The 713-nt window shown below is 46.3% G+C and carries 1 protein-coding gene; it reads right to left on the minus strand.

Annotated features, from left to right (window positions below):
- Positions 1-94: 94 nt before the first annotated feature.
- Positions 95-713: MnmA/TRMU family protein (locus tag A3762_RS24765; RefSeq protein WP_369820720.1), on the minus strand; the 619-nt coding region annotated here is incomplete at its 5' end.

The raw sequence follows: 713 nt of genomic DNA on the forward strand, positions 1-713 counted from the left end.
TGCATCGTGATCACAAGAGCCATTGCGCGCAATGCTATCTACCAATACGCAGCACTCGAATAAGCCAGATAGTGCCAGTGCCTTATTCTGATCGTTAGTTAAGCTCATCGTTAGGCTCGCTACTAGTAGATGCAATGATCCCACCGCCGAGGCAACGATCTTCAATATAGAAAACAACCGATTGGCCTGGAGTAATGGCTCGTTGGGGGGTGTAAAACCGCACGCGAAGATCTCCGTTCTCTAGCTTTTCGACATGACAAGACTGATCTGCTTGTCGATAGCGTACTTTAGCTGTACAAGAGAAAGGCATGTTTGGTTCACCATTAATCCAATCTAGATTTTTGCAGATCAACTGATTTGCAAAGAGCAGTGGATTATTCTTTCCTTGAACAACGACCAGAGTGTTGTCGTCTAGATTTTTTTGCGCGACATACCAAGGTGATTCGTCATAGTTTTTTAAGCCGCCAATACCGAGGCCTTGTCGCTGACCGATAGTGTGATACATCAAACCTTGATGCTTGCCGATGGTGTCTCCCGTATCGGTAATGATATCGCCTGGTTGCGCTGGCAAGTACTGTTTCAAGAAGTCTGAGAATTTTCTCTCCCCAATGAAGCAGATGCCGGTGCTATCTTTCTTATCGTGCGTTACTAGGTCATGCTGTTCTGCGAGTTTGCGCACTTCAGGTTTTTCGATCTCTCCCACTGGGAACAGA

It is taken from the genome of Oleiphilus sp. HI0125, from assembly GCF_001635355.1.